This window comes from Mycobacterium sp. Panama NTM2 (genome assembly GCF_054355555.1).
Genome location: NZ_CM135953.1, coordinates 961828 through 988296 on the forward strand (window position 1 = coordinate 961828; position 26469 = coordinate 988296).

20 protein-coding genes and 1 pseudogene are annotated in these 26469 nt (G+C 69.0%); 6 read left to right on the forward strand and 15 right to left on the reverse strand.

Annotated features, from left to right (window positions below; all coding sequences use genetic code 11):
- The first annotated feature begins 91 nt into the window (after window positions 1-91).
- The 5 genes from ACXYX3_RS04620 (at window position 92) to ACXYX3_RS04640 (ending at window position 4469) form a co-directional block, all read left to right on the forward strand.
- Window positions 92-304: a hypothetical protein gene (locus ACXYX3_RS04620; RefSeq protein ID WP_458610349.1), complete on the forward strand. Its 213-nt coding sequence runs from the start codon at window positions 92-94 to the stop codon at window positions 302-304.
- 88 nt (window positions 305-392) lie between these two features.
- Complete coding sequence (locus ACXYX3_RS04625) at window positions 393-1745, forward strand: extracellular solute-binding protein (RefSeq protein WP_458610350.1); 1353 nt, start codon at window positions 393-395, stop codon at window positions 1743-1745.
- Complete coding sequence (locus ACXYX3_RS04630; protein ID WP_458610351.1) at window positions 1742-2611, forward strand: carbohydrate ABC transporter permease; 870 nt, start codon at window positions 1742-1744, stop codon at window positions 2609-2611. Before ACXYX3_RS04625 ends, ACXYX3_RS04630 begins: the two co-directional genes overlap by 4 nt.
- Window positions 2608-3399, forward strand: a complete 792-nt coding sequence (locus ACXYX3_RS04635) for a carbohydrate ABC transporter permease (RefSeq protein ID WP_458610352.1) — start codon at window positions 2608-2610, stop codon at window positions 3397-3399. The genes ACXYX3_RS04630 and ACXYX3_RS04635 overlap by 4 nt, the downstream gene beginning before the upstream one ends.
- Complete coding sequence (locus ACXYX3_RS04640) at window positions 3396-4469, forward strand: ABC transporter ATP-binding protein (protein ID WP_458610353.1); 1074 nt, start codon at window positions 3396-3398, stop codon at window positions 4467-4469. The genes ACXYX3_RS04635 and ACXYX3_RS04640 overlap by 4 nt, the downstream gene beginning before the upstream one ends.
- A gap of 158 nt (window positions 4470-4627) precedes the next feature.
- On the opposite strand, the pseudogene ACXYX3_RS04645 reads toward ACXYX3_RS04640, so the two are convergent.
- From ACXYX3_RS04645 to ACXYX3_RS04705, 13 genes and pseudogenes are all read right to left on the reverse strand, one after another.
- Window positions 4628-5821: pseudogene (locus ACXYX3_RS04645) on the reverse strand (acyl-CoA dehydrogenase family protein); the annotation flags it as partial.
- Window positions 5776-6201: a PPOX class F420-dependent oxidoreductase gene (locus ACXYX3_RS04650; RefSeq protein WP_458610354.1), complete on the reverse strand. Its 426-nt coding sequence runs from the start codon at window positions 6199-6201 to the stop codon at window positions 5776-5778. The pseudogene ACXYX3_RS04645 and the gene ACXYX3_RS04650, both read right to left, overlap by 46 nt.
- Window positions 6202-6289: 88 nt before the next feature.
- On the reverse strand, window positions 6290-7486 hold the full coding sequence (locus tag ACXYX3_RS04655; RefSeq protein ID WP_458610355.1) for an SfnB family sulfur acquisition oxidoreductase: 1197 nt from the start codon (window positions 7484-7486) through the stop codon (window positions 6290-6292).
- Window positions 7483-8652, reverse strand: coding sequence for an LLM class flavin-dependent oxidoreductase (locus tag ACXYX3_RS04660; protein ID WP_458610356.1), 1170 nt, complete (start codon window positions 8650-8652; stop codon window positions 7483-7485). The genes ACXYX3_RS04655 and ACXYX3_RS04660 overlap by 4 nt, the downstream gene beginning before the upstream one ends.
- 12 nt (window positions 8653-8664) lie before the next feature.
- Window positions 8665-10116, reverse strand: a complete 1452-nt coding sequence (locus tag ACXYX3_RS04665) for an LLM class flavin-dependent oxidoreductase (protein ID WP_458610357.1) — start codon at window positions 10114-10116, stop codon at window positions 8665-8667.
- A gap of 78 nt (window positions 10117-10194) precedes the next feature.
- Entirely contained in the window at window positions 10195-12591 is a 2397-nt protein-coding gene (locus tag ACXYX3_RS04670; protein WP_458610358.1) for a flippase-like domain-containing protein, read from the reverse strand.
- Between the two features lie 27 nt (window positions 12592-12618).
- Window positions 12619-12918 (reverse strand): hypothetical protein, encoded by a 300-nt coding sequence (locus ACXYX3_RS04675; protein ID WP_241205072.1) that lies wholly within the window; start codon window positions 12916-12918, stop codon window positions 12619-12621.
- A gap of 96 nt (window positions 12919-13014) precedes the next feature.
- Entirely contained in the window at window positions 13015-13314 is a 300-nt protein-coding gene (locus ACXYX3_RS04680) for a hypothetical protein (protein WP_241205073.1), read from the reverse strand.
- A gap of 191 nt (window positions 13315-13505) precedes the next feature.
- Window positions 13506-15185: an exodeoxyribonuclease V subunit alpha gene (recD, locus tag ACXYX3_RS04685; protein WP_458610359.1), complete on the reverse strand. Its 1680-nt coding sequence runs from the start codon at window positions 15183-15185 to the stop codon at window positions 13506-13508.
- The gene (locus ACXYX3_RS04690) at window positions 15182-16081 is read right to left on the reverse strand and encodes an NYN domain-containing protein (RefSeq protein ID WP_458610360.1); all 900 of its coding nucleotides are present in this window, start codon (window positions 16079-16081) and stop codon (window positions 15182-15184) included. The genes recD and ACXYX3_RS04690 overlap by 4 nt, the downstream gene beginning before the upstream one ends.
- Complete coding sequence (gene recB, locus ACXYX3_RS04695) at window positions 16078-19383, reverse strand: exodeoxyribonuclease V subunit beta (protein WP_458610361.1); 3306 nt, start codon at window positions 19381-19383, stop codon at window positions 16078-16080. Before recB ends, ACXYX3_RS04690 begins: the two co-directional genes overlap by 4 nt.
- On the reverse strand, window positions 19384-22647 hold the full coding sequence (gene recC, locus ACXYX3_RS04700) for an exodeoxyribonuclease V subunit gamma (RefSeq protein ID WP_458610362.1): 3264 nt from the start codon (window positions 22645-22647) through the stop codon (window positions 19384-19386). It lies immediately after the preceding gene.
- 102 nt (window positions 22648-22749) lie between these two features.
- Complete coding sequence (locus ACXYX3_RS04705; protein WP_458610363.1) at window positions 22750-23403, reverse strand: DUF3060 domain-containing protein; 654 nt, start codon at window positions 23401-23403, stop codon at window positions 22750-22752.
- Window positions 23404-23509: 106 nt separating this feature from the next.
- Here ACXYX3_RS04705 and ACXYX3_RS04710 point away from each other — a divergent pair, with 106 nt between their 5' ends.
- The gene (locus tag ACXYX3_RS04710; RefSeq protein WP_458610364.1) at window positions 23510-24613 is read left to right on the forward strand and encodes an NAD(P)/FAD-dependent oxidoreductase; all 1104 of its coding nucleotides are present in this window, start codon (window positions 23510-23512) and stop codon (window positions 24611-24613) included.
- On the opposite strand, the gene ACXYX3_RS04715 is transcribed toward ACXYX3_RS04710, so the two are convergent.
- Both ACXYX3_RS04715 and ACXYX3_RS04720 read right to left on the reverse strand, forming a co-directional pair.
- On the reverse strand, window positions 24591-25586 hold the full coding sequence (locus ACXYX3_RS04715; protein ID WP_458610365.1) for a magnesium transporter CorA family protein: 996 nt from the start codon (window positions 25584-25586) through the stop codon (window positions 24591-24593). The two genes, ACXYX3_RS04710 and ACXYX3_RS04715, sit on opposite strands and share 23 nt — an antisense overlap.
- A gap of 17 nt (window positions 25587-25603) precedes the next feature.
- The gene (locus ACXYX3_RS04720; protein WP_458610366.1) at window positions 25604-26317 is read right to left on the reverse strand and encodes a crotonase/enoyl-CoA hydratase family protein; all 714 of its coding nucleotides are present in this window, start codon (window positions 26315-26317) and stop codon (window positions 25604-25606) included.
- Between the last annotated feature and the right edge of the window lie 152 nt (window positions 26318-26469).

Here is a 26469-nt window from a genome sequence, read left to right on the forward strand (position 1 = left end):
TTGGGCTTTCGATCACACTCTTTGTTTGGTCAAACTGTGATTTCAATCATTGTGGCGCTATATTGTGTTCGTCATCACAAGGAGGATGGACATGGCCGGAACCGGCGAAGGCGCGATGGTCCCGCAGGAGTTGAAGCCGGCCCGCGCCGCTCACCCCGTCAACTGGCTGATCGGGTTCGTGATGGCGACGGTGCTGATCGCCGGGATCGCCGGTGTGGTCCTCGCGCTGTCCAGCGGCTTGCCAACCGTGGCGATTCTCGTCGCGCTTGTCACCGGTGCCGTGTTCGCCGGCTCCCTCTGCTGAGGCGCCGCGGTCTCACGTCTGCCCGTGCAAGATTCGGGCTGAGTTTTTTTCTCGGAAGATCCGGTAGCTCTTCCTAGCGTTGCGCGGTGTGACCACCCCCGTCTTCTCGCGCCGTCGTGCGCTGCAACTGCTCGGTATTGCCGGCGGTGCGGCCGCGCTCGCGCCGGCTCTGGCTGCGTGCGGATCGTCGAGCACCAGCTCCGCGCTCTCGTCCACCGCGCCGGTGTCGGGTCGCTTCGACGGTGTCACCCTCAAGTTGCTCGTCAACCAGCCGCACGTGACATCGTTCCGCGACATCCTCGCGCCGAAGTGGGCGGCCGCAACTGGTGGCAAGCTCGAGGTGACCGCGTCGCCGTACGACCAGCTCACCAGCAAGCAGATCCTCGATGTACAAAGCGGCACAGGTGAGTTCGACGTCTTCGACTATTTCTACTTCGGCCTCGGAGACCTGGTCGACGCGGGAGCACTCACCGACCTCACGCCGTGGATCAACGCCAACGCCGCGCAGATCGGTGTCGACGGCTATCTGAAGTCCATCTACGATCCGTACACACTTCTCGACGGAAAACGCTACGGACTGCCCTACGACGGCGACATCCACATCCTCTTCTACAACGCCGAACTGCTCGACCGGTATAAGGTCGCGCCGCCCACCAGCTGGGACGAGTACGACGAGGTCGCTGCGAAAATCACCACCGATGCGCGGGGCGCCGCCTACGGCGCCATCGTCTCCGGCCAACAGGTTCCGATGATCCTGGGCTGCTCCTACATCAACCGGCTAACCGGCTATGGCGGGAACCTGTTCGACAGCACGGGGAAACCGGCATTGACCTCCGATGCCTCGATCGCCGCGCTCAAGCACCTCGTCGACGTGGCACCTGCGGCGCTGCCGACCCCGCTGCAGATCGGCTTCGACCAGGCCAACACCGCGTTCCTTACCGGTCAGGGCGCACTGCTGGACACCTGGACCGACATGGCGCTGCGCGCCGAGGATCCCACCGCGTCGCAGATCGCCGGCAAGTGGGGCGCGGTCTCGCTGCCCGTCGGCGGCACCAACACCACGCCGCGCACCGCGCTGGACGCCGGCTTCGGCCTCGGTATCTCGACCGCGACGAAGAACGCCGACGCGGCTGCGGCTTTCGTCAACTGGGCGACTGCGGGCGCGCAGAACCTCGTGACGTCGTCCACGGCGGGTGCGGGTATCGACCCGGTGCGAGGTGAGGTACTCGACTCCGAGGGGTACGCCAAGGTGGTTACCAAGGCGATCGGACCCATCCGGCAGGGACTCGGCGGCGATCCTCTCGTGTGGCCCAAACAGGCCGGCGCGCCGAAATTGTTGCAGGATCTCGTTGATCAGTTGGCGCTGGCGATCAGCGGCAGTCAGACCGTCGAGCAGTCGCTGGACAACGCCCAGCGCGGGTGGGAGAGCGCCGCTACATGATCCGGCGCGTTCCGCTGTGGCTGGCCGCGCCCGCGATCGCCGGACTCGTTCTGTTCTTGGTCTACCCCACCGTCTACCTCGTCGCGCTGACCCTGACCAAGTCATCTCTGGCACATCCGTTGCGCAGCTTCACCGGTACCCACAACATCGTCACGGCGTTCGCGTCACCGGCGTTCGTCCCGTCCCTGTGGAAGTCGAACCTCTTCGCCATCGTCGTCGCCGCAGCCACCACGGTCCTCGGACTCGCCCTGGCACTGCTGCTGCGCGATCGCGGTGGCGGCTTCGGGTTCGCCGGCGCGCTCCTGCTGCTCCCGCTTGTGACCGCACCGGTATTGGTCGGCGTGGCGTGGAAGTTGTTGCTGGCACCCGTCGGTGGTGGGTTGTCCGGATTGTTCGCCGCGATCGGCCTGGCCGGCGTCAATCCGCTGGGCTCCGGGGGCGGAGCACTGATCGTCCTGATGATCATCCACATCTGGCAATGGACGCCGTTCGCGACGCTCATCGCGTTCGCTGCGCTCGGAGTGGTCCGTCCCGAACTCCTGGAGTCGGCTCGCATCGACGGCGCCGGCCGTTGGCGCACCTTCACCACGGTCACGTGGCCTGCGATCCGGCCGACCCTGTTGGCCGTCGCCGTGCTCGAACTCGTGATCGGCTACAAGGTGTTCGACTCGATCGTCGTCATCACGTCCGGCGGCCCCGGATTCTCCACTGCGCTAACACCATTCGTGATCTACCAGACCGGACTGCGGGGCAGCTTCGACATGGGCACCGCCGCCGCGCAGACCTTGGTGTTCGCGATGGTGGTCGGGGCGGTGGCGACCGTGGTCACCACACTGCGGGCACGCGCGGTGAAGGTCGACGCGTGAGACGTCGGATCGCGCTGGCCGGTGCCGTCGTCATCGCGCTGCTCCCCATCGCGTACCTGGCGTCGCTGGCGGTGCGGCCTGCCTCAGACGTGCTCAACTCCAGCCTGCTTCCGCACTCCTGGACGATCAGCAACATCGTCACGGTGTTCGACACGATCGACCTGGGCACCATGCTGCGCAACTCGTGGCTGACCGCGCTGGGAGCGGCGCTGCTCGCGGTCGTGATCGCTGCTCCGGCAGCCTATGTCACCGCCCGCCACGTCCGCGGTGAGCGCCTGCTCACCGTGCTGCTGGCGAGCTACTGCGCCCCACCGATCGTCGCGATCATCCCGCTGTTCTTCCTGCTGCGGTCGGTGGGGCTGGTCAACAACGTCGTAGGCCTGATCGTGGTGAACGGCATCGCCGGCGTTCCCGTCGCGGCGTGGCTGCTGGACGGATTCGTTCGCCGCATCCCGGTCGAGATCGACGAGGCCGCCGCGATCGACGGGTTGCGGCCCGCGGCGATCTTCGCCAAAGTCGTCGTGCCGCTGCTGCTCCCCGGGGTGATCGCGGCCCTGCTCGTCGTGTTCTTTCTCAGCTACAACGACTTTCTCTTCGCGGTGTACCTCGCCGTGACCAAGGAGAGTCAGACCCTGACCGTCGGGCTGTCGCTGTTCCAGGGCGACCGTAACGTGCAGTTCGGACAACAGGCCGCGGCCGGTCTGCTCGGCATCCTGCCGGTCTACGTGCTCGCCCTCGCCGCACAGCGGTACCTGGTGGGCGGCCTGACGACAGGAGCCACCAAGTGAGTGCCGTCGAACTCCGCGACATCACCAAGACATTCGACTCGTCCTCGGACAGGACCGCCGTCGTCGACCGACTCAGCCTGTCACTGCCCGAAGGATCGATGACTGTTCTCGTCGGGCCGTCGGGCTGCGGTAAGTCGACCACGCTGCGGATCGTCGCCGGCCTCGAATCCGCCGACAGCGGCACCGTGCACATCGGCGGGCGCGACGTCACCGGCGCTACCCCGTCTGAGCGCGACGTGGCGATGGTCTTCCAGAACTACGCGCTCTACCCGCACCTGAGCGTCGAACGCAACATCGCGTTCCCGCTCCGCAACAACGGTGTACTTAAAGATGCTGCTGCACAGCGGGTTCGGCAGGCCGCCGAGCGGGTGGGAATCACCGCGCTGCTGGACCGCAAGCCGCGCCAGCTTTCCGGTGGGCAACAACAGCGGGTTGCGATCGCTCGCGCACTCGTGCGCACCCCGGCGCTGTTCCTGTTCGATGAGCCGTTGAGCAACCTCGACGCCAAGCTGCGGGTCGAGCTGCGATCGGAGATCCGGCGGCTGCAACAAGAATCCGGGATCACGGCGCTCTACGTCACCCACGACCAAGAGGAGGCGATGACGATCGCCGACCAGCTCGTGGTGCTGCGCGCCGGACGCATCTCCCAGATCGGCACCCCGGCCGAGCTGTACCGGCGGCCGGCCAACACATTCGTCGCCGGCTTCATCGGGTCGCCGAGCACCAACCTGATCCCCGGGGCGGTGCGCGACGGCGTCTTCGATTCCGCGGGCCTGCACGTCCGGATCGCCGGCCCCGACCACGCCGCCGTCACACTCGGCGTCCGGCCCGAAGACCTGGCCGTCACCCCCGACGAGACGGGCGACGCGACACTGGAACTCGTCGAACTACTCGGTCCCCGCTACGTTCTGATCGTCCGGGTCGGAGAACACCGGTTGACCGCGGTGGCAGAGGCAGCTGCGGTGGCACAGTGGCCCGGCGCGCCGACGCCCGGCGACACGGTCGCCGTGAACGTTCGCGCAGATCGCGCGCACCTGTTCGACAGTGCCAGCGGCGACCGCCTCGACTGACTGCCGCGCTCGGTGCGACCGATACCCCACGCGTACGGAGGGGGAGTGCCGTTGACCGCGTGGGCACCCAACACCTTCGCCTTGAACAGCCGGGGGTTGTGCGAGGCCACCGTGCGGGCATTGCGCCAGTGCCGATCCAGTCCACGGTCGCGGGACGCGGCGGAGGCGCCGAGCGTGTCGAACAGGTTCGACGCCGCGTCGATCGCCAGCTGCGATGCGGTCAATTGCGCTGCCGCCGCCTCCAGCTCGGTCCGCTCTGCGGCCGCAGGCAGCGCCGCGTCATCGGCGATCGCTGCTGCGTCGATCGCCTCGGCCAGTCGCAGAGCCACGGCCTCGGTGGTGTAGGCCGCTGCCCAGATGTCGCCGACCCGACCCAGTACCTGAGCGTCGTCACGCACCCGGGCTGCGCTGGCGTGCGAGTAGTTGCGGTCTCGCCGCCGCACCTCGCCCGTCACATCGGTCAGGACCGCCCGGGTGATACCCGCCAGCGTGGCGACGAGATTCAGCTGGTAGAGCCCGGTCTGGTAGGGGTGCCTACGCTCGAACGGAATGACGTCGTCGGCCACCGCGTCGGTGAATTCCGTGGTGCCCGTTCCGGTGCCGCGCTGACCGAAACCGTCCCAGTCGTCGTGCACCACTACACCGGGCTGGCGGGTGTCGACCACTGCGGTCGCCCACCCGTCACCGTCTTTGACGTACACATCTGCCCATTCGGCGAAAATCGTCCCCGTCGTGTAGTACTTCCGCCCGTTCACCAGATGACGTCCGTCGGGATGGGTGACGGTCGTCTGCGCATCCCCGATGGCTGTCGAGCCCGTCTCGGTCCATGCGTTGCCCGCGATCTCGCCGGCGACGAACCGGGCAAACCACCGGGACTGATCGTCCCCGCGCCGATGCCGGAACACCGTGTCCTCGACCAAGACGAAATGACCACGCAACGCCTGCGTCAGGTTGGCGTCGGCCGCGGCGAGATCGATCCACAGCGCGGTGATCTCGGTCCAGTCCAACCCCCACCCGCCGAACTCGGCCGGTACCCGCAGCGTCCCGAAACCGGCCTCCTTGAGTGATGAGACGGCCTCGACGGGCAACGATCCGGTCAGTTCTCGATCCAGGGTTCCAGCGGCGATCTGAGCGAAGACGTCGGCGAAGTGGGCGCGGGCCTGTGCAAGTCTGGGGCGGGTGGCGAGATCGGTCACGACAGCACAGTGGATCACACCCGTACGTACATGCACCGATTTGAGTCTGCCAGAACAGAAGTCGGTAGATCGACCGCCGGTGCCCGTACAGTGTCCGCGACGGCGCCGACCTATTGGCTTCCGTCGGGCTGATCGTTGTTCTTCTGCGACCCCCACCCGTGCACCCGGTCGACCTGGATGACGGCACTGACCCGTCGGCGGTCCCGCTGCGGGTACTCCTGACCGCTGTAGTGCCGCGAGAGTGCGTCGATGTCTGCCAGTCCGTCGTCGTCGTACATCCGGGTGACGCGACCGATGACGGTGACGTGGGTGTACCAGTCGTCGGAGTCCAGCACCGTCAGCGAGACCCGGGGATCTTTCCGCAGGTGTTTCAAGCGGACCCGGCCCTCGTCCATGTTGACCAGGATCTCGTCGCCGCGCAGCAGGTACCAGGTGGCCGCCGACACCGGTTGGCCGTCGGAGCGCACGGTACTGATCACCGCGGGATTCGCCTTGGCCAGCATCTCTTTGGCCTGGTCGGACAGGGGCGACGACATGACGGACTCCTTCGCGGGCGCGACGACGACTACCTCGGTCCTGTACCCACACAGTCGCCGGACAACCCTGCCCCGCTCTACACCCGACTCAGATCTGCCCGTGCCTCGGCGGCAGCGTGCCGCTCAGCGTGTAGCGGCCAATGTGCTGCAGCTTCCACCGCGTCGGATCGTGCAGCGTGTGCGTGCGCGCATCGCGCCAGAACCGCGACAGATTGTCCGATGCGGATGCGCTCCGGGTTCCGCCCAATTCGAACAGCCCGTTGGATGCGGCCAGGGCCGCGCGGACCGCGCCCACCTTGGCGGCCGCCACCGCCACCGACGCTTCGGCGGCCGACTCCTCGGTCAGATGCGCTGTCGCCTCGTCGACGCGGCGGGCCGCCTCGACGAGCAACGCTTGGGCGGCGCGGACCGTGACGGCGAGTTCGCCGGCTGCGTTGATCACCGTCGGATCCTCGACGGCTACGGGCACCCGAGCCTCGAAGTGCGCCCTGGCGCGGCCGGCCTGACGGACTCCCGCTTCGAGCGCGCCGGTGGCGATGCCGACGTCGATGGCGCTGTGCCACAACTGCGCCCGTGCGCCGTAGGTGGTCGGCCTCGAGAAGATCGGACTGAACGGCACGACGTGTGCTGCCGGCACGACCACGTCGTCGAGCGTCACGGTCCCCGAGGCCGTGGTGCGCTGCCCCATCCCGTCCCAGTCGTCGACGATGTCGAGCCCTGGGGCGTCGTGCGGCACGAACGCGACCGCCTTCGGTGTCGACGCCACCGGCACCTTGCCGGAGCCGTCGCCGCATGATGCTCGTACCACGACCCAGTCGGCGAACAACGCCCCGGTGCTGTAGAACTTGCGGCCCGACAGCACGTAATCCCCGCCGGGGCGGGGCGTCAGCGTCGTCGCGTCCACATCGATCGGGTGCGGACCCCGTTCGCTCTGCGCGTTGGCGACCAGCGCACCGGCGAGCACCTCGCCGAAGAACAGCTCGTGCTGTGCGACCGTGCCCTGGAGTCTGAGTGCCTCGAGGAACGTGAAGTGCGAGTGCGGGATCTGTGCCAGCGACGGGTCGGCGTGGGCTAGGAGGCGGAACACCTCGGCCACGACAGTCGCCGGGGCGGCGATCCCACCGCACTGCTTCGGCACCGTGATGGCCAGCAGGCCGGATCCTTTCAGCGCCTTGATCTCGGTGTGCGGCAGGACACGGTGGGCATCGCGCTCCGACGCACCGGAGGCGATGTCTTCGGCGACAGATCGAGCAACGGGCAGAACGTCGTCGACGGACGTGATCACCGGTTGGCTCCCACGAACGGGATCGACGGCGCAGCAGTGGTTTTGGGCGTCGCGGTGAACAAGCCGCGGTCGCGCAGGATCGGCACCACACCCTCGCCGAACCAGTAGAGCTCCTCGAGATGCGGGTAGCCGGAGAAGATGAACTCGTCGATACCGACCTCGGCGTACTCGGCGATGCGGTCGGCCACCTCCTGGTGGCTGCCCACCAGTGCGGTGCCCGCGCCGCCGCGTACCAGCCCGACACCGGCCCACAGATTGGGCGCCACTTCCAATGACCGTGCGTCGTGCCAACTTCCGGTGCTGCGATGCTCTTCGTGCAACGCCAGCATGCGCTTCTGGCCCTCGGACTGGCTGCGATGCAGGCCATCCTGCGCTTTACGCACTGTCTCCTCGTCGAGCGCGGCCACCAACCGGTCGGCCTGCTGCCACGCCTCGTCGGCCGTGTCGCGTGAGATGGTGTGCAGGCGGATGCCGAAGCGCACGGGGCGGCCCTCGTCGGCGGCGAGCTTGCGAATCCATCCGATCTTCTCGGCGACCGCAGCCGGCGGCTCGCCCCAGGTGAGATACACATCGGCGTGCTTGGCGGCCACGGGACCCGCGGCTGCGGAGCTGCCGCCGAAGTACAACGGCGGCAATGGGTCCGGCAGCGTCGCCAACGCGGCCTCGTCGACGCGGATGTGCTCGCCCTCGAGCGTCACCGTTTCCCCGCCCCACAGGCGACGGACCACCTCGAGGAACTCGTCACACCGCTGATAGCGGGCGTCCTTGTCCAGGAAGTCGCCGAACGACCGCTGCTCGTGGGCTTCTCCGCCGACGACCACGTTGAGCAGCAGACGCCCCGGCGCGTGGCGGGCGAAGGTCGCGGCCATCTGCGCCGACAATGTGGGGCTCACCAGTCCCGGCCGGAACGCGACCAGGAACGCCAACGACGTCGTCTCCCGGGCCAGTAGGGCCGCGGTGACGAACGCGTCCTCACACCAGGCGCCGGTCGGGATCAACGCGCCGGTGAAGCCGAAGGATTCGGCGGCACGCACGATCGAGGCAAGATAGTCGATCGAGGCGTCGCGGTCGCTGTGCGCGGCGCCGGCCGGCGTGCCGTGGCCACCTCCGACGATCAGACGGCTGTCGCCGTAGGTGGGCAGGAACCAGTGCAGGCTCAATGACATTGGGAGATCCTTTCAGCGGCCGCGGGCAGGTTGGGCCGCGACGGAGGCCGACGACGAGGGAAGGGTGGACGGCCGGTCGATGATCGTCGAGCGGGCACCGCCCACCCGGTAGGAGGCCCCCCGATGCTCGGCGGGCAGCCGGTCACCGGCGCCATTGAGCTTGTGGCGCAGCGTGCCCGGCGTGTAGTGCTCCTGGTAGGCCCCGCGCGCGGTCAACTCGGGCACGACGTGGTCGATGAACTGGGAGAACGATCCGGGGGTGATCGCGTAGGCGAGGTTGAACCCGTCGACGTCGGTCTCCTCCACCCACTCCTGCAGCGAATCCGCCACGCCGGCACCCGATCCCACGAAGCGCGGGCCGAGGCCGCCGATCTTGCCCCACTCGGCGATGTCGCGGATCGCCCACTCGCGGCCGTCGGGGTCGGCGGACTGGAAGGCCTTGACCGCGGAGAGGATCGCATTCGAGTCGACGTTGCCGACCGGCTCGTCGAATCCGTACCGGGCCAGGTCGACGCCCATCCACCCCGACATGAACACGAGCGCGCCTTCCGGGTCCCCGTAGGAGAGGTATTCGGCGTGCCGGGCGTGGGCCTCCTCGTCGGTGGCGGCGGTGACGATGGTCGACAGGTTGAAGATCTTCACCGAATACGGGTCTCGGCCGGCGATCTCGAGTTCGCGGCGGATGGTCGACACCGTGTCGCGCAGGATCGCCTTGGTGGGCGCGGCGGTGAAGATGGCTTCGGCGTTCTCGGCGGCGAACCGGACCCCGCGCGGGGACGACCCGGCCTGATAGATGACCGGCGTGCGCTGCGGAGACGGCTCACTCAGATGAATGCCGGGGACACGGAAATGGGTTCCGTCGTGGCCGATGTGGTGGATCTTGGCCGGATCGGTGAACACCCCGCGGGCGGCGTCGCGCACCACGGCGTCGTCCTCCCAGGACCCCTCCCACAGCTTGTAGAGCACCTCGAGGTATTCGTCGGCATGGTCGTAGCGGGCATCGTGCGCGGGCTGATCGGTCTGCCCCATGTTGCGGGCAGCGGAGGGTAGGTAGCCCGTCACGACGTTCCAGCCGACGCGGCCGCCGGTGAGGTGGTCGAGCGTGGACAGGCGGCGGGCGAACGGATAGGGGTGCTCGAAGCCGGTGCCCGTCGTGATGCCGAACCCGAGGTGCTCGGTGACGTACGCCATCGCGGACACCAGCAGCAGCGGATCGTTGACCGGCACCTGTGCGGCCTGCCGGATCGCCGCCTCGTCGCTCGCGCCGTAGACGTCGTAAGTGCCCAGGACGTCGGCGATGAACAACCCGTCGAAGCGGCCGCGCTCGAGCAGGCGGGCGAGTTCGGTCCAGTAGGTCAGGTCCTTGTACCGAGCCGACTGATCCTTCGGGTGTTTCCACAGGCCGGGGGACTGGTGGGCGACGCAGTTCATGTCGAAGGCGTTGAAGCGGATCACACGGGTCACTGCGAAAGGGTGCCGAGTTTCGGCTCGGCGGGCATGGGTTTGTCTCACCGCGATTCTGATTCGGCGGCGAGTTCCGGCTCAGATCATGTCGCGGCGGGTGAGCCAGCGCATGATCGGCCAGCCGATGAACACCGGCAGCCAGCACGTCAGGATGCGGTACAGCAGCACCGAGGGCACCGCCACCGCGGCGGGCACACCGAACGCGGCCAGCCCGCCGATCAGGGCCGCCTCCACCGCGCCTACGCCGCCGGGGGTCGGCGCCGCCGAGGCGAGCGTGCCGCCGACCATCGTGACGATCGTGACGGTGACGAAGCTGGTGTCGCCGCCGAACGCCTCGATGCTCGCCCACAGGGCCAATGCCGCACCCAGAGTCGTTGCGGCACAACCCAGCACGATCAGTGCCAGCCGCTTGGGTTCGCGCGCGAGCTCGATGAGATCGTCGATGACCTCCTTGAGCCGCGGCCGCACCGCGGTGGCGAGCCAGCGCCGGAGCTTGGGCACGAACAGGAACACGCCGACCGCACCGAGCGCTGCGCCGGCGATCAGGTACAGCACGGTGGCGCTGGGCACGAACCGGGACAGATTCGCCGACGCCCCGGCCGCGGCGCTGAACAGGATCAGCAGGCTGACGTGGGTCAGCACCTGCACCGACTGCTGCAGCGCCACAGCCGTCGTCGCCCGCAGCGCGCCCAACCCGCCCTTCTGCAGGAACCGGGTACTCAGCGCCAGTCCGCCCACCCCGGCCGGTGTCGTCGTCGCCGCGAAGGTGTTCGCGACCTGCATGACGGCCAGATTCCGATAGCTGACCAGACCGTCGGCGCAGGCCCACAGCGCCGCGCCCGCCCCCAGGTACTTCAGCGCCGACACCGCGAGTCCGGCCAGGGCCCACCACCAATTGGCCGAACTCAACTCGGCGAAGAACACCGGCACCGAGCTGATGAACGGATAGGCGACATAGACCAGGGCGACCAACAGCACGGTCTGGATCAGCTGGCTGCGGGTGAAGCGGGTGATCGTCGCCGTCGTGATCTGATCGGCACCGGTCTGGCGCTTGACCTCGTCGCGCGCACTCGCCATCGCCTGCGACGGGTCACTCACCGACTGCCGAACACGTTGGTGCATGGCGGTTTTGGTGAGCCGGCGGGACGCCGCGAGCACGGCGTCGTTGCCGAAGACGGTGATCGCCGCGGCCACCGCCTTGTCGGCGCCGTACAGATCGGTGGTGGTGACCAGAAGCTGCGCGATGTCGTTGTGCAGGTGCGCTTCTGATGCGCCGTACTCGGCGAGACCGAACCCACCGAACAGGGGCGCGCCGTCGGCGACCGTGATTTCCTTGCTGCGCAGATCGCCGTGCGAGATCTGCTGACTGTGCAGAACTGCCAACGCGTCCCACAGCCGGGCGACCGGCGTGTCGGCGGCGCATTCGTCGATCGGGGTGCCCTGCGCAGGCCGGTGGGCGTACAGCGTCCAACCGCGCTCCAGCGCAGACACAGCGATCGGGGCGGTGTTGGCCAGCCCCACATCACCGACCGCGATGGCCATCAGCGCTCGATGCTCGATCGCGCGGCGCATCGAGGTCTGCAACGGGGCGGTTTCGCTGTCGCGCAGCCGCAGCTTCCGCCAGAACTGGCGCAGAAAGCCGCCGCCGCGCTGATGCGGCCCGTAGAGCTCGAGGATCGCCATGCCCTCGTCGGGGTCGGCGCGATCGGTGCCACGGTCCTGGGTGGCGTGCAGCAGCATGGGGCCACGCCCGGCGGGTCGCAACACCTGCAGCGCCGACACCCGGAAACCGCGCCGCGCCATCGCCCGTGCCGCACCGTCGAGCGGAACCTCGAGCGCGGGGGTGCCGACCACCAACACCACGAGGGCGCCGACGAACCAGCCGACAGCCAGCCCGAGCAGCGACCGGGCCGGCACCACTGCGCTCACCACGAGGTGGATCGGGACGAACGCCAGCAGCAGCGTCCACCACCACCGTCGCCACCGGGCCGGCAGCCACGGCCCCGACACCGTCAGCACCGCGGCGAGCATCGCGATCCACCGGGGGTCGTCGAGGAACTGCGACGCCACGGTGTCGAGACGATCGGTGAGGTCGAAATGCCAACGCGGCGCGGCAATGCCGTTGCCGGTGATGGACAACGACAGAATCGCGATGATGCCCGCCGCGGCGTACGCGCCGAGCATCTTCCATTGCCGCGCGAGGACGAGGCCGATCAGGATCATGAACGGCAGCGCGACGATCGCGATGCCATAGACCAGATAGACGGTGTTGGACTGCGTGGGGCTCAGGACGCCGACGATCTCGGAGATCGAGCGTTCCAGCGCTTCCCATTCGTATCGAGTGATCAGCGAGCTGGTCACCACGATCACGAGAAAGGCGCCGGCCGAGACGAGCCGCAGAATGTCGTTGGTGCGCCGGGTCAGCGGTTGGAGCAGATCTCCCGAGACAACGATGTCCCGCCCGTCAACGCGCATGGCCCACCGATCATAGCGGCTGGCCCATCACCTGACGGTGACGTAGACGGTCTGGTTGGCGATCGAGCGGAAGTTGTCACCCTGCGACGTCGCGAACGGAACGCCCTGACGCACGACGGGTCCGTGGGTGATCGACACGATCGAGGCCTCGTCGAGGGGTGCGTCCGACAGCCGGGTGACGACGACGCGGTTGCCCTGATCCTCGAGGGCCATGATGGCCGTGTCGGCGCGGCCTGCGCCGGTCGGTGCGGCAACGGCGGGTGCGGCCAGGCTCAGTGCCGCCGCGAGGGTGACGGTGCCGATGGCCAGGAGCGAAGGTCGGGTCATTGGAGTGCTCTTCTCAGGTGGTGCGGGTATTGCCACCCCGTACACGAGTCAGGGGCGCCTCCGGTTCGAAGGCGCCCCTGATCTGATGTCACGCGGTTACCGGACCGTGACGTAGACGGTCTGGCTGCGGACCGTGCGGCTGTTGTCGCCCTGCGAGGTTGCGAACGGCACGCTCTGCGGAATCGCGGGACCGCGAGTGACGGACACGACCGACGCCTTGTCCAGCGGCGTGCTGGATTGACGGGTCACGACGACGCGCAGGCCCTGGGCCTCCAGCGAGCTGATGGTGTCGGCGGCGTTGCCACCTGTCGGGGCGGCCTGCGCGGGCGCGGCCAGTCCGAGGACGCCGGCGATGAGCGCGGCTGCGGCGGCGGTGGTGATGCTGAACTTCTTCATTTCCGGCCTTCTTCGGTTGGTGATCTTGGTGATCTGACCTGTCAAACCCCTGTGAGTCGGGGTTCATTTCACTTGGCAGGAATTGAGCGATCGCTGGCAGAAAGCGCGCTGTCGAGCGTCGCGAGCGCACGCGAATGCACGTTGTGAGCGGCGCGTCGACGTGCAGACGCGCGCGCTCGCGGGACGGGCGGTCAGATGGCGAGGCGGCGGGCCAGGCCCGAGGCGCGCGCCGCACGCCGGCCGACCGCGGCGCGCACCGACGCCTCCGTACCCACCACCCGCACCCGCTTCTTGGCCCGGGTGACGGCGGTGTAGAACAGCTCCCGGGTCAGCAGCCGCGACTCCTGCGGCGGCAACAGCACCGTGACCTCGTCGGCCTGACTGCCCTGACTCTTGTGGATCGTCATCGCGTGCATGGTGTCCACCTCGGAGAGCCGGCCGGCGGCGAACTCCTGCTCGCCGATCACCACGCGCAGGCCCTCGCCGTGCACGATCGCGACCCCCGTGTCGCCGTTGTACAGCTTGCGGCCGTAGTCGTTGGCCGTCACCAGGACCGGCCGCCCGGCATACCAATCCGCCCAGATCGGCTCACCGGTCGCGTCGGTCAACCACCGCTCGACCTGACGGTTCCAGTAGGCGATGCCGAACGGACCGCGCCGGTGGGCGCACAGCAGGCGATGCTCGTCGAGCGTGTCGAGTGCGGCCCGCGTGTCCCCGAGGATCGCCGCCTCGCGCAGCCGCAACGCCGGGGGAAGCAGCACGTCGCGCAAATGTTCGCCGGGCGCGTCGGCAGCGATCCATTCGACGTGCTCACCGCCGTCGCGCAGCACCTGCACCGTCTGGTCGGCGTCGCCGTCGCGGATCGCCGCAGCCAGCTCGCCGATGCGGGCACCGAACCGATGCGAGGTGTGCAGCGCCGCAATCCGCGCGTCGGTGCGCGCCCCGAGGCCGTCGACCAGATCGGCGAGCACCGCGCCCGCTTCCACCGAGGCGAGCTGATCCGGATCACCGGCGAGCACCAGGCGGCTGTCGGGGCGCACGGCCTCGAGCAGGCGGGCCATCAGCGTCAACGACACCATCGACGTCTCGTCGACGACGATCACGTCGTGGGGCAACCGGTTCTCTCGATGGTGACGGAACCGCGAGCCACTGTCGGGGCGCGGGCGCAGCAGTCGGTGCAGCGTCGATGCGGTCAGCGGCGGCAGCCGGTCGCGGTCCTGGGCATCGAGCTCCGCGAGCTCCGAACGCACCGCCTCGAGAAGGCGCGCCGCCGCCTTACCCGTCGGCGCGGCCAGCGCGATGCGCAACTGTGGCCGCCCGGCGAGGGCGGCCTGTTCTGCGAGCACTGCCAACAGGCGGGCCACCGTCGTGGTCTTGCCGGTGCCCGGCCCGCCCGTCAGTACGGTGAGCGATTGCGCCAGAGCGATATCGGCTGCGCGTCGCTGCTCCTCCCACCCCTCGGGGAACAGCCGCTCCAGACCGGGAGCAGCTGTCGACTGCGGTGCTGCCAGCAGCGCCAGCACGTCGTCGCGAACCTGTTGCTCCTCGCGCCAGTACCGATCGAGGTAGAGCAGATCGGCGTCGGCGTCGGAGCGCACATGCACCACCTGCTGAGCCACCAGCGGGCTGGCCTGCACGGCTTCGAGCCACTCCCGCGTTGCGGGCCAGGGCAATTCGGGTCGACCGATCTGCCGGGGTAGCGACCTCAGATCAACGCACACCGACCCCGCGCGCAGCGCCCGCACCGCGAACGCGAGAGCCAGCGCGACACTCGGATCGGCTTCGCCGGCCAGGACGCACAGGCGCTGCGCCACATGGACATCGGCGGGCTCCAGCAGCTCGCCGAACGTTTCGAGCGTCGGCGCGGTCATGGGGATTCCCCGCGCAGCCGCACGGTGCGAGCCGTCGAGCTCTCGTCGAGTTCGACGAGATCAGAACGCGACCGCAGGAAGTCGCTGAACGACTTGAAGCCCAACGACTTCTCCGAGAACGACGGATCCATTCGCTTCATCTGCGCCTTGACCGCCGAGTTGTGCAGCCAGTCCACGTCGTCCTTCTCCAACCCTATCTTCAGCGCCCGGGTGAGCAGCGCTGTCGCCGAAGCCTGCGGATCGGGCTCATCGTCGGTGTCGCGACCCTTGGACCGCCGGGTGCGCTTCTTCGGCGCCGTGCCGGTGGGCGATTCGTCGGGCTCGAACACCGGTACGCCCGGCAGTGCGTCGTAGGTGACGAATTCATCGCAGGCCGCCGCCAGTGAGCGGCTGGAGGAGCCCGCGACCCCGATGCCGACGACATAGCGGCCGAGCCGTTTGCAGCGCTGCGCCAGCGCGATGTAGTCCGAATCGCCGCCGACGATCACGACGTGGGTCAGATCGGGCAACCGGAACATGTCCTCGACCGCGTCGACGGCCAGCCGGATGTCGGCACCGTTCTTGCCGTACGCGGCGGCGGGGAACAACTGCACCAGATCGACCGCGCGGCCGACCAATTGGCCGCGGTAGTTCGCGTTGACGTCGGCGGACCAGTTCGCGTAGGCCCGGGTGAGGACGAGCGTGCCGAACGACGACGCGAAGTCCACGATGGCGCCGACGTCGACCGTGGCGCGCGCGAGCTTCTCCGCGAAATCACCGGTGCCGGTGTCGCTGGTGGCGTCCCGCGCCCGGTCGCGCTGGAACGAATTGCGGCCGTTGACCTGGTCGTAGCGGCTGATCACGATGTTGTCGAAGTCGAAGTAGACCGCGACGCGGGAGTCCTGGGAGTCCGTCATCGCACCAGTGTCTCCGACGGTGCGTCGCGAGCGAGCAGATCCGAGAGGGCCACGATCAGTTCCGCGGGCGGCTGCCAGCTGAACACCCCGGCCGGGTGGCTGTCCGTCACCGGCGTCTGGGGTCCGCACATTCCGCGCACGTACAGGTACAGCACACCACCGAGATGACGCTGCGGCGAGTAGTCCGTCTGTCGCCAACGCAGAAACCGGTGCAGCACAACGCAGTAGAGCAGCGCCTGCAGTGGATAGTCGGAGTGCAGCATCGCCTCGACCAACCGGGATCGCCCGTAGTCGGCGGCGGTCAGCTCGCCTCCCGGTTCCCCCAGCCAGTTGGTCTTGTAGTCCACCACCAGATAGCGACCGCCGACCCGCAGCACCGCATCGACCGACCCGGTGAGGTAGCCCCGTAGCGACTGGGCGCCCAGCGCACCTCCGGAGAGGCGGCGCGCGTAACCCGCCAGCGGATCGTCCGGCGGCAGCTGGCTGTGCACCAGCGCGACGACGTCGGCGAGGGACAGCGCCGGGCCGGCTGCGCGCAGATCACCGCCGGCCAGTGGGAACTCGAAGTCCAACTCACGCAACCGATCCCGTAATCCGATCTCGCGCAGCGTGGCGCCGGTGGCCAGTGGCCCGAGCGGGGTGTCGTGCATCGGGACCAGCGCCGCGGCCAGCTCGGCCGGGGCCACGTCGACCGGCCACCACTGCGCGTGCCGGACGATCTGTGCTTCCAATTCGGCGGCCAGGTCGGCCGCGAACGGATCGGTCGTCTCGAGCACCGCGTGCACCAGCGTGCCGAACGCCGCACCGGTCGGAAGGTCCGCCATCGGTGAGCGCACCCCCTCACCCGTGTCCACCGGACCGGAGGCCGGGACGTCGGCGACCTCGTCGTCGAGTTCGGTCACCTCCGGCTCGCTGGACACCCCGGGCGCCTCCTCGGCCGAACGGATCAGCCCCGAATAGGACGTCCGCCGCCACGACGTGTCGATGCGGCGATGGAAGTGGCGCACGTCCAGACCCACGGGCACCGGCGGTGTCGCGACGGGTGCCGGCGCGGTGATGAAGGATTCCTCTAGGACCGGCCCGCCGGCGTCGGCCCAGGCGCGCAGCGCGGCCATGGCGTCGGGGTCGTCGATGCGGGGCGGGTCGCAGCGATCGGGCACCATCGCCTCCCCGGGTCTGCGGCCACGCAGCAGGCGGGACAGTCCGCCGTTGGGTTCATCTGCCGACGGCGCCCACCACGCGACGACCTGGGACTGAGCGCGCGTCATCGCGACGTAGGTGAGCCGCACGTCGTCCCCGGCAGCCTCCTCACGGCCCTGCCTCTGCACCGCATCGTGATCGGGGCTGTGCTCGCCGCCGATGTGCAGACAGCGGGTGTCGCCCTCGTGGTAGAGCACGACGTCGCGGCTCTGGATGTTGCGGTTGAACGCGAACGGCAGATACACGACGGGAAACTGCAGACCCTTGCTCACCCACACCGTCATGATCTGCACAGCCGCGGCGTCACTGTCGAGGCGACGGCTCCGTTCCACCGCGCCGCCACGTTCCTCGCGCTGCGTGCGCAGCCAGTCACGCAGCGCGGGCAGGCTGAAGTGCTCCCGGTGCGCGGTCTCCTGCAGCAGCTGGGTCAGATGCGCCAGGTCGGTCATGTGCCGCTCGCCGTCGACCCAGGACAACACCCGCTCGCCCATGCCGGCGCGCTGAGCCGCTTCGAACACCGCGGCCACGCCGCGCTCCCGCGCGTGATCAGCCCAGCTGCGCAACGTCTCGGTGATCCGATCGGTCAGCCGATCGCCCTCGGCGACAAGGCTTTCCGCGGTCTCGCCGAAGAACATCGTGGTGGCTGCCGCCCGCACCAGACCGGACCGCTGCGGTTGGTCGAACGCTTCGAGCAGACACAGCCAGTCATCGGCGGCCGGCGAGGCGAACACATCGGAGTCGCCGGTGTAGACGGCGGGGATGTTCGCCGCGTTGAGCGCCTCGAAGCAGGCACGCCCGTCGCGGTGGCTCTCGACGATCACCGCGACATCGCCGGGTACGACGGGGTTTCCGCAGTAGGTGGCCCCGGCGGCGAGCAGCGCGGCGATGTCGGCGGCCATGTCCTTCGGGATGTGCTCGCGCAGCCGATCGATCGGGATGGTCTTGTCGGGGCGCACCCGCAGCTGCTCGCGGGTGACCACCCGCAACCGGAACGGCGCATTCTGCGGCGCACCAGCCAGCCGATGCTCGGGGTGCGCGGCGGCCACCGGCCGCACCACGATGCGCGGGTCCCCGAGCTGCGCATCCCGCATCACCGCCTGCAGACTCGCCACCAGCGGGCCGTCGCTGCGATAGTTCGTGCCCAGCGTGCGCTGCCGTCCCGCGCTCGACGCGGCGTGCAGATACGTGACGATGTCACCGCCGCGGAACGCGTAGATCGCCTGCTTCGGATCACCGATCAGGATCACCGTGGAGTATCCGCTGAACGCGCGGTCGATGACCTGCCACTGCACCGGATCGGTGTCCTGGAACTCGTCGACCATGACGATCGACCAGCGCCGCCGCATCCGGGTACGCGCGGGGGAGTCGTCGGCCTCGAGCGCGTCGGCGAGCCGGGACAACAGATCGTCGTAGTGCAGGATGCCGAGTCGGCGTTTACGCGTCTCCAGTTCCGCGCAGACCGCGGTCGCGAACTCGACCCGCACCGCCGGGTCCGTGCCGGGCGCGGGATCGGCAGGCCGCAGCTCGGTGTGCGCACCGGCGACGACCTCGCGGGCCAGACGCAGCGCGGCGTCGTAGGACAGCAGTGGTTCCTCGCGCTGCTGACCGAAATGCGCGAGGTACAGGTCGTCGACGATGTCGCGCACCACATCCTCGAGGCTTTCCACCAGCTGCACACCGGAATCGGTGTCCCCGGCCACCCCGAGACTCTTCAACACCAGCTGGCAGAACTGGTGAGTGGTCGCGATCGTGGCGGCGTCGAACCCGGCCAGCGCGTCACGCAGCCGCTGTCGCCGCAGGGCGAGTTCGTCGGCCGGGCCCGACAGCAGGTGGGTGAGCACCGCGTCGTTGCGGGCGCGGGCCGGATCGCCGAGTGCGAGCAGGGCGTCGAGGATCTGGGCGCGTACCCGCTCCCGCAGCTCCTGGCTGGCCGCCCGCCCGAAGGTGATCAGCAGCATCTGGTCGAGCGTCGCAACCCCTTCTGCGACATAGCGGGTCACCAAACCGGCCAGGGTGTAGGTCTTTCCGGTACCCGCACTGGCTTCCAGCACCGTCGTGGTGCGCGGCTCGGGCAGCGGGCCCAGCAGGTCGAACGGTTCCATCTAGTCCGGCATCCTCTCGGCGCGCAGCATCGGAGACCACAACCGGGACGCGTAGGCCGGAAGGCCCGCGGCGACCAGGTCGACCAGCGGACGGCCCGGACCCCACACCGTGACGTGCGCGGGCTCGGCGTCCTCGCCGGGATATCTGCCGGACTTCCACTTCCAGCTGGCCTCCCGCGACGGCGCGCCGCGGTGGTGCTCGGTCTCCGCCCAGGCGTAGGACGTCTTGGGCGGCAACGGAATCGGTGCGCGACGCCCATCGTCGTACATCTCGACGAGATCGGCCAGCACACCGGCGGCGTCGTCGGGCGGCCCCAACAGCCGTTGACGTGGGGTGTCGCCGCGTTTGGCTCGACCGATGCACACCGCCGACCAATCCCTGCCGGGATGGTGAGCGGCCAATGCCACAAGTCGAATCCACGATTCCAGTAGGTGCCTGCCGTCGAGCTTGGAGTAGGTGACCCACACCAGGCGCTCGCCGTAGACGCGCGGCACGGTGCCCGTCACGCGGCGGTCTGTGTCTATGGCGGCGCCGACCGCGACGTCGACGTCGAACGCCTCGGGCGCACGGGTGCGGTGCTGCTGGGCGGCCGCAGCGAGCGCGGCGGTGCGCTGCGCGAGTTCCTGGGCTTGCCGCCAACCGAGCCGGCCCGGCGGAAGCGAACCACGACGCCACTCGGCCTGCTGGGCCTGCGCCGGTGTCATCCCGCGCTGCATGTCCTCGAGCATCCGGGCGCCGATCTTCCACTCCGCCAACGCATCGATCTCGACCGGCATCCCATCCTCGACGGCATCGACGTCCCACGGCAGCGTGTAGTCGAGAGCCCGGAAGAAGCCCTTGACCGGATCCTTGAAGAACGTGATCAGATCGTCGAGGCCGACGTCGTCGAGCGGTGGCGCCGGTAGCGGCGCCCCGACCAGCGCCGGCTTGACCGTCCGCTGAGCCGTCGAGGCCCGGGCCGCGGTCAGCGCGGCGGTGTCGAACGTGAACGGCTCGTCCGGACGCGTTCCCAGCGCCCCCGGTGTGACATTGCGGATGTCGAAGGGCTGCAACGGATGTCGAATGTGTACCTGCTCGCGGACCGGCTGCTGCGCGGTGACGTCGAGCGCGTCGAGGAGCTCGACGAGTGGCACGGCCGGCGGCTTGCGTTGACCCGAGTACTCGTTGGCGCCGGTGTAGGTGATCACCAGGCGCTCGGTCGCCGCACCGATCGCGTCGAGCAGCAACTGGCGATCCTCGGAGCGACTGTCCCGTTCACCGGTCACCGGGTCGCGCGCCAGCGCGTCGTCGCCGTCGGTGACTCCCTGCCGTGGGAAGACCCCGTCGTCGAGACCCACCAGGCACACCACGCGGTGAGGGACCGAGCGCATCGGGACCATCGTGCACACCGTCAGCGTGCCGGTGCGGAAGTTGGCGCGCGTCGGTCGACCGGCGAGGTGGCGGTCCAATAGTGCCTTCACATCGGCGAGGCGCAACAGGGTCTCGGACTGCGCGCCGGCGTCAGCGAGGATGTCGGCGAACTCCCGGTCCACCTGGGCGCCCTGCCACGCATCGGCGTCCGGGGCGGCGGTGAGCCGGTCGAGACCGCTGCGCAGGGCGCTCAGCCACCCGCCCAATGTCTGTGTGCCGCTGAGGTCCTCGACCGCGACGCGGAGCAGCTCGACGTACTCGGCGAGTCGCCCCGCGAGCTCCACCCGGTTGCTGCCGACGTCGTCGAGGGGCAGCGTGGTGTCCAGCCAGGTGTGGGCGTCCTCCGAGACGGCGACGCCGGCCAGTACCCGGTCGATGCCGAACCGCCAGGTGTTCTGCACGAAGTCGACCCCATACGGATGGCGGTGTCCGCGGTCGAAGCCCCAGCGGATGTTGGCCTCCCGCACCCAGTCGCCGATCGTGTCGAGATCATCGTCGCTGAAGCCGAACCGGAAACGCACCGGTGCGGCCTCCGCGAGGTTGAGCACCTCGCTGGCGGTCGCCCGCCCGCCGGCCAAGATGAGCAACTGACTCGCCACTGCGAGCAACGGATTGGTCTGGGTGAGCGCGCGGTCGGCCAACTTGACGCGCAGCCGATGGGCCGGGTGCGCGTCGGACACCACATCCCCGAGACCGAAACCCGCGACGATGAGCGGTGCATAGGTCTCGATGTCGGGGCACATGACGAGGATGTCGCGCGGCTCGAGCGTGGGATCGTCGGCCAGCATGCCGAGCAGCACCTCACGCAGAACGTCGATCTGGCGAGCGGGGCCGTGGCAGCTGTGCACCTGGACCGACCGGTCGGTCGCGTCGAGCCAACGGCCTTGCGGGCGAACGTTGTTGGCGGCGATGTCGGACTGGAGCCAGCCGAGCAGTGTGGGCGGGCGGTCGGCGGCGCCGAGGAACTCGTCGACTGCGGGGTCGGCGGGAAGGGCCCGCTCCAGCTCGCGCAGATCGCGGCCGAGCGTCGCGAGAAGCGGGTGCCCCACCGCGCGGTGCGACGTGTCCGTACGCCGCGGCACCGGTCCATGACTGCCGCGCAGTGCCGCCCACAGTACGTCGCTGGGATGCGGGAGCCACAGGTGCAGATCGTGATGCGTGCTGAGCGCGTGCAGAAGTTCGATCTCGGTGCGCGGCAAGCGGGTGTGACCGAACAGCGACAACCGCGCGGGTAGATCTGAAGGTGAATGCCGAAGACGCGCAACAGCTTCGGCGTGACGTACCGGCGGGGGCTCGGCAGCGACGCGGGCCAGCAGAGCGCGGTAGAGCTCAGGTTGCCAGCTCAGGTCGGCGTCGAGGGCATCGCTGCGGCGATACGCCCAGTCGATCAACAGCTGCGGGCGTTGCCGGGCGTAGGAGGCGAACAGGCCGGCGAGGCGACGGGCGACGGCATAGCGCCGGCCCTGGCGCAGTTCTCGCTCCTCGCCCTGCTCATGATGGCCGAGATGGGCGGCCAGGGTGGCACACCACGGCTGGTCGAGCGAGCTGTCGATGACCTCGAGTAGCGGCCACACCATGGCCTCGGGTGCCCACGGATCGTCATCGGTGGTGCCGGTCAGTTCCGCGACGAGTGAGCGCGGATGGCGGAACGTGATCCCGGCGCACACCCCGTCCTGACCGCCACCGCGCCCCAGGATGTGGGAGAGCCGCTGGCTGAGCCAGCGTTCGGTGCCGCGCGCCGACACCAGCACCAGGTCCTCGGCGAAGGGGTCGGCAGGCGGGTCTGCGAGCATCGCACCCAGGCCGTCGGCGAGCAGGTCGGTGCGATCAGCCCGATGGAGGTGTAGCGCCATCGCAGCTCAGACTACGGGCGCGCGCTCGCAGGCGGTGAGCGCACGCGAAATGCCATGCTCGGCGGCGCGTCGGTGTGCAGACGCGCGCGCTCGCCGAATGGGTCAGCCGCGTTCGATGACGTTGCCGGTGCCGGCCTGCGAGGTCTTCGGGTCGCCGGTCCGGTAGGTCACCGTGTTGTCGAAGCCCGAGACGTTGATGGCGCCCGCCGACTCCACCGTCAGCTCGTTCTCCATGCCGGACACCGAGACCTCGGCGCACGAGCCCTGCACCTCGATCGTGTTGTTCATCCCGCTGATGCTCACGGTCCCCTGATTGCAGATCACGGTCTGCGTGCGATCGACACCGCCGATCGACAGCGACCCGCCCGCTTCGACGGTGAGCACCTGGTCATCACCGCCGATGCCGGGGATCGCCGGAATCGAGGGAATCGCCGGAACGGACGGTTCGGCGACGGAACCGCCCCCGCCGGACGTGCTCGGCCGACCCGGCACCGTGCTCGTTGCGACGTTGTTCCCGACGAAGTAGACGACGACGCCGATCACCCCGCCGATGATCACCAGACCGGCGATCAACGGAATCAGCCACACCGCAGGATTCGAGCGCTTGTGCACGACCTGCTGCGGGGCCGCGAAGTACGGCGAATCCTGGGGTTGCTCGAAGGACGGGGTGGGGTACGGGTACGGAGGCACCGGCACCGCGGAACTGCCCCGCTCCAAGTCCCTGATGCGGGCCTCGGGATCCCCTGTCGGCTCCATGCGCAGATGCTCGCACAACCGCGGCGCGCCTGCGCGGATCTGACCAAACCCTGACCGGCGACCACGCGCGGCGGTTGAGTTCACGGCCCGGTGGTACCCAAGCGCCATGGTGGCACCGGGCTTCCTCGCCATCGGCAGCGGTCCCGCGGGTGTCAGCGCGGCCGAGACCTTCCGCGCCCGGCACCGCCACATCCCCGTGCGCATCCTGTCCGCCGATCCCGCGCTGCCCTATGCCAAGCCGCCCTTGAGCAAGCAGTTCCTGTGCGGCCAGCCCGCAGAACTCGACCTGCACAGCGCCGGCTGGTTCCACCGCAATGCCATCGATCTCGTCCTCGGGGTCACCGTCGAGCGCATCGACACCGCCGCCCAGGAGATCGTCACCGCGGGTGGTGCCCGCTATCCCTACTGGCATCTGGTGCTCGCGTCGGGTGCCACGCCGGTGCCGCTGACCGTGCCGGGCGCGGAGTCGGCGTTACCTCTGCGGTCGTTCGGCGACGCGGTGGCGCTGCGAATGGCGGCGCGCCACGCCGACTCGGCGGTAGTGGTCGGGGCGGGTCTGATCGGGTGCGAGGCGGCGGCCTGCCTGGCGGCCGGTGGTCTGGACACCGTGCTCGTCGCCCCCGAGCCGGTGCCGCTCGCCCGCCGTTTCGGCCTCGACGTGGGTGAGCGCGTGGTCAAGATGCTCTCCGATGCCGGTGTGCGCTTCACCGGTTCCGCCCCGGTCGCCGCGGTCACCGGCACCGGGGTGGTGCTGAACTCCGGCGAGTGCATCGACGCCGACCTGGTGGTCGCCGCCACGGGCGTGCGCCCCGACGCCCGGCTGGCGCAGCAGGCAGGGCTGCAGATGAGCGGAGGGCGCGTCGTGGTCGACGAACACATGCGCACCTCGGTGCAGAACGTCTTCGCCGCCGGCGACATCACGCTGGCCCACAACGTCACCGCGGGCCGGGCGGTGGCCGCCGAGCACTGGCGCGACGCCGCCCAGCAGGGGTTGGTGGCGGGGTCGACCGCGGCCGGCTACCCGGCCGTCTGGGACCGGGTGCCCCGCTTCTCCTGCTCGATCGGGTCGGTGACGATGCGTCACCGTGGCTGGGGTGACGACTGGGATTCCTGTCGGGTCACCGACCGGCGACACGGCTTCACCGCGGCGTACACGCGCCTCGGTCACGAGGTGGCAACCCTGGTGGCTACAACCAATCCCGGCGCTTGAACGCCACGTAGAGAATCGCGACCATCACGACGATGAGCGCGGTGCTGGTGACGAAGCCTGCGACGGTCTCGATTCCGGGATAGTCGACGTTCTGGCCGTAGAACCCCGTGATCGCCGTCGGGACCGCGATGATGGCCGCCCACCCGGTCAGCTTCTTCATCACCACGTTCAGTCGCGCGTCCTGTAGCGAGAGGTTCGTCTCGAACACCGTGGTGACCATGTCGCGCAACGATTCCGTCCACTCCGATGCTCGCAGCACGTGGTCGTACAGATCGGCGTACACCGCGTCGAGTTCCGGGGCGGTCTTCGCGTCGAGGCGACGGTGTTGAATGGCCGAGACCACCTCCCGCATCGGCAGCACCACCCGGCGCAGCGCCACCAGGTCCTTGCGCAGCTGAAATGTCTTGCGCTGCAATCCCTTGGGCGGCGCCTCGTCGGCGAACAGATCGTCCTCGAGGCCCTCGATCGCGTCGTCGAGCGCCTGCACCGCGGCGAAGTGGCCGTCGACCACGACATCGAGCAATCCGTGCACCAGTGAGCCGACCCCGTACTGCTGACCACCGAGCTCGTCGAAGCGGCGGGACACCTCGTCGATGTCGATGTGCGGCGACAACCGCACGGTGATCAGGCCGCGGGGCAGGACGAACCCCGAGATCCGGTGCACCTCGAGCAACGACGACGGGGAATCGTCCTGCGCCGGTGGTGCGGTCACGGTCACCGAGTACACCGTGAAGAAGGTGTGGGTGCGGTACACCACCGCCTTGGTGCGTTCGGATTCGGCGAGCGCGTCCTCCACCGCCCACGAGTTCAGATGCAGCTCGGCGGCAAGGTCTTTGAGGATCGCGTGGTCGGGGTCGTAGATGTCGCACCACACGAGCGTGTCGTCACCGCTGAGACAGTCCGAGATCGCCGAGAAGTCGAAATCGTCCTGAGGTTCACCGTGCCGCCAGATCCGGCCGCGCACATGGGTCATCGCAGTGGGGGCATGCGTCAGCCGAGCGTGAATTCGTCGGCCAGACCGTCGATTCCGGCTTGGATGGCGTCGAGAGCGGGTTTACGCGCCTTCAGTTTGGTGGCCAGGTGGGCGCCGGCGTGCAGCGTGCTCGCCGCCTCCTGGGCCACCTGCTGAGCGCGGCCGAGCACCTGATCGGCCTCGACGATCTCGTCGAGCCAGCCCGCCGCGATCGCGTCGTCACCGACGAACGTCGCGGCGAGTGCGGTGCCGCGCTCGAAGGCCGCCGGCGTGAGCCGCATCCGCATGATCTCGATCGCCGAGATCGGGATGGTCATGCCGATCGCGACCTCGATCGCCTGGCAGCGCGACTTCGGACCACCCACGCGATGGTCGGCCGACAACAGCAGGAATGATCCCATCGCGATCGCAGGACCGGTCGCGGCGATGATCACCGGTACCGGGAACGTCAGCGTGCGCAGCGAGAGCCGGAAGCCGCCCGAGAGCATGCCGAGAGCGGCCGCCGGATCGCCGGACTGGAACACCGCGAGGTCGAAGCCGCCGCTGAAGACGCGGGAGTTGCCTGCCAGCACGACGGCTTTGGCGCTGCCGGCCTCGACGTCGGACTCGGCCCGGTCCAGCGCCTCGTTGATCGCGGCCTGCATGTCCGGGCCCAGGACGTTGACCTTGCCGTCGTCGAGGGTGATGGTGGCCACGGATTCCGCGAGCTCATAGGACACGGTGCTGGTCATCGGGCCTCCTGGGGCGAGGTGTCGGGGCGCCTCGAACCTAACAGCGGCCCAGAAAGCATCGGCGACCCGGGACTACTCACTCGCCGTCGCACGGGGACCGCGTAGTCAGGTACTCGACTACGCACGACCCGGCCCGCGCACGTCCCTAGCGT

Coding starts and splice junctions, on each gene's coding strand:
- ACXYX3_RS04620 (WP_458610349.1), top strand. CDS start 92: ATGGCCGGAACCGGCGAAGGCGCGATGGTCCCGCAGGAGTTGAAGCCG.
- ACXYX3_RS04630 (WP_458610351.1), top strand. CDS start 1,742: ATGATCCGGCGCGTTCCGCTGTGGCTGGCCGCGCCCGCGATCGCCGGA.
- ACXYX3_RS04650 (WP_458610354.1), bottom strand. CDS start 6,201: ATGTCGTCGCCCCTGTCCGACCAGGCCAAAGAGATGCTGGCCAAGGCG.
- ACXYX3_RS04660 (WP_458610356.1), bottom strand. CDS start 8,652: ATGTCATTGAGCCTGCACTGGTTCCTGCCCACCTACGGCGACAGCCGT.
- ACXYX3_RS04670 (WP_458610358.1), bottom strand. CDS start 12,591: ATGCGCGTTGACGGGCGGGACATCGTTGTCTCGGGAGATCTGCTCCAA.
- ACXYX3_RS04675 (WP_241205072.1), bottom strand. CDS start 12,918: ATGACCCGACCTTCGCTCCTGGCCATCGGCACCGTCACCCTCGCGGCG.
- ACXYX3_RS04680 (WP_241205073.1), bottom strand. CDS start 13,314: ATGAAGAAGTTCAGCATCACCACCGCCGCCGCAGCCGCGCTCATCGCC.
- recD (WP_458610359.1), bottom strand. CDS start 15,185: ATGACCGCGCCGACGCTCGAAACGTTCGGCGAGCTGCTGGAGCCCGCC.
- ACXYX3_RS04690 (WP_458610360.1), bottom strand. CDS start 16,081: ATGACGGACTCCCAGGACTCCCGCGTCGCGGTCTACTTCGACTTCGAC.
- recB (WP_458610361.1), bottom strand. CDS start 19,383: ATGGAACCGTTCGACCTGCTGGGCCCGCTGCCCGAGCCGCGCACCACG.
- recC (WP_458610362.1), bottom strand. CDS start 22,647: ATGGCGCTACACCTCCATCGGGCTGATCGCACCGACCTGCTCGCCGAC.
- ACXYX3_RS04705 (WP_458610363.1), bottom strand. CDS start 23,403: ATGGAGCCGACAGGGGATCCCGAGGCCCGCATCAGGGACTTGGAGCGG.
- ACXYX3_RS04710 (WP_458610364.1), top strand. CDS start 23,510: ATGGTGGCACCGGGCTTCCTCGCCATCGGCAGCGGTCCCGCGGGTGTC.
- ACXYX3_RS04715 (WP_458610365.1), bottom strand. CDS start 25,586: ATGACCCATGTGCGCGGCCGGATCTGGCGGCACGGTGAACCTCAGGAC.
- ACXYX3_RS04720 (WP_458610366.1), bottom strand. CDS start 26,317: ATGACCAGCACCGTGTCCTATGAGCTCGCGGAATCCGTGGCCACCATC.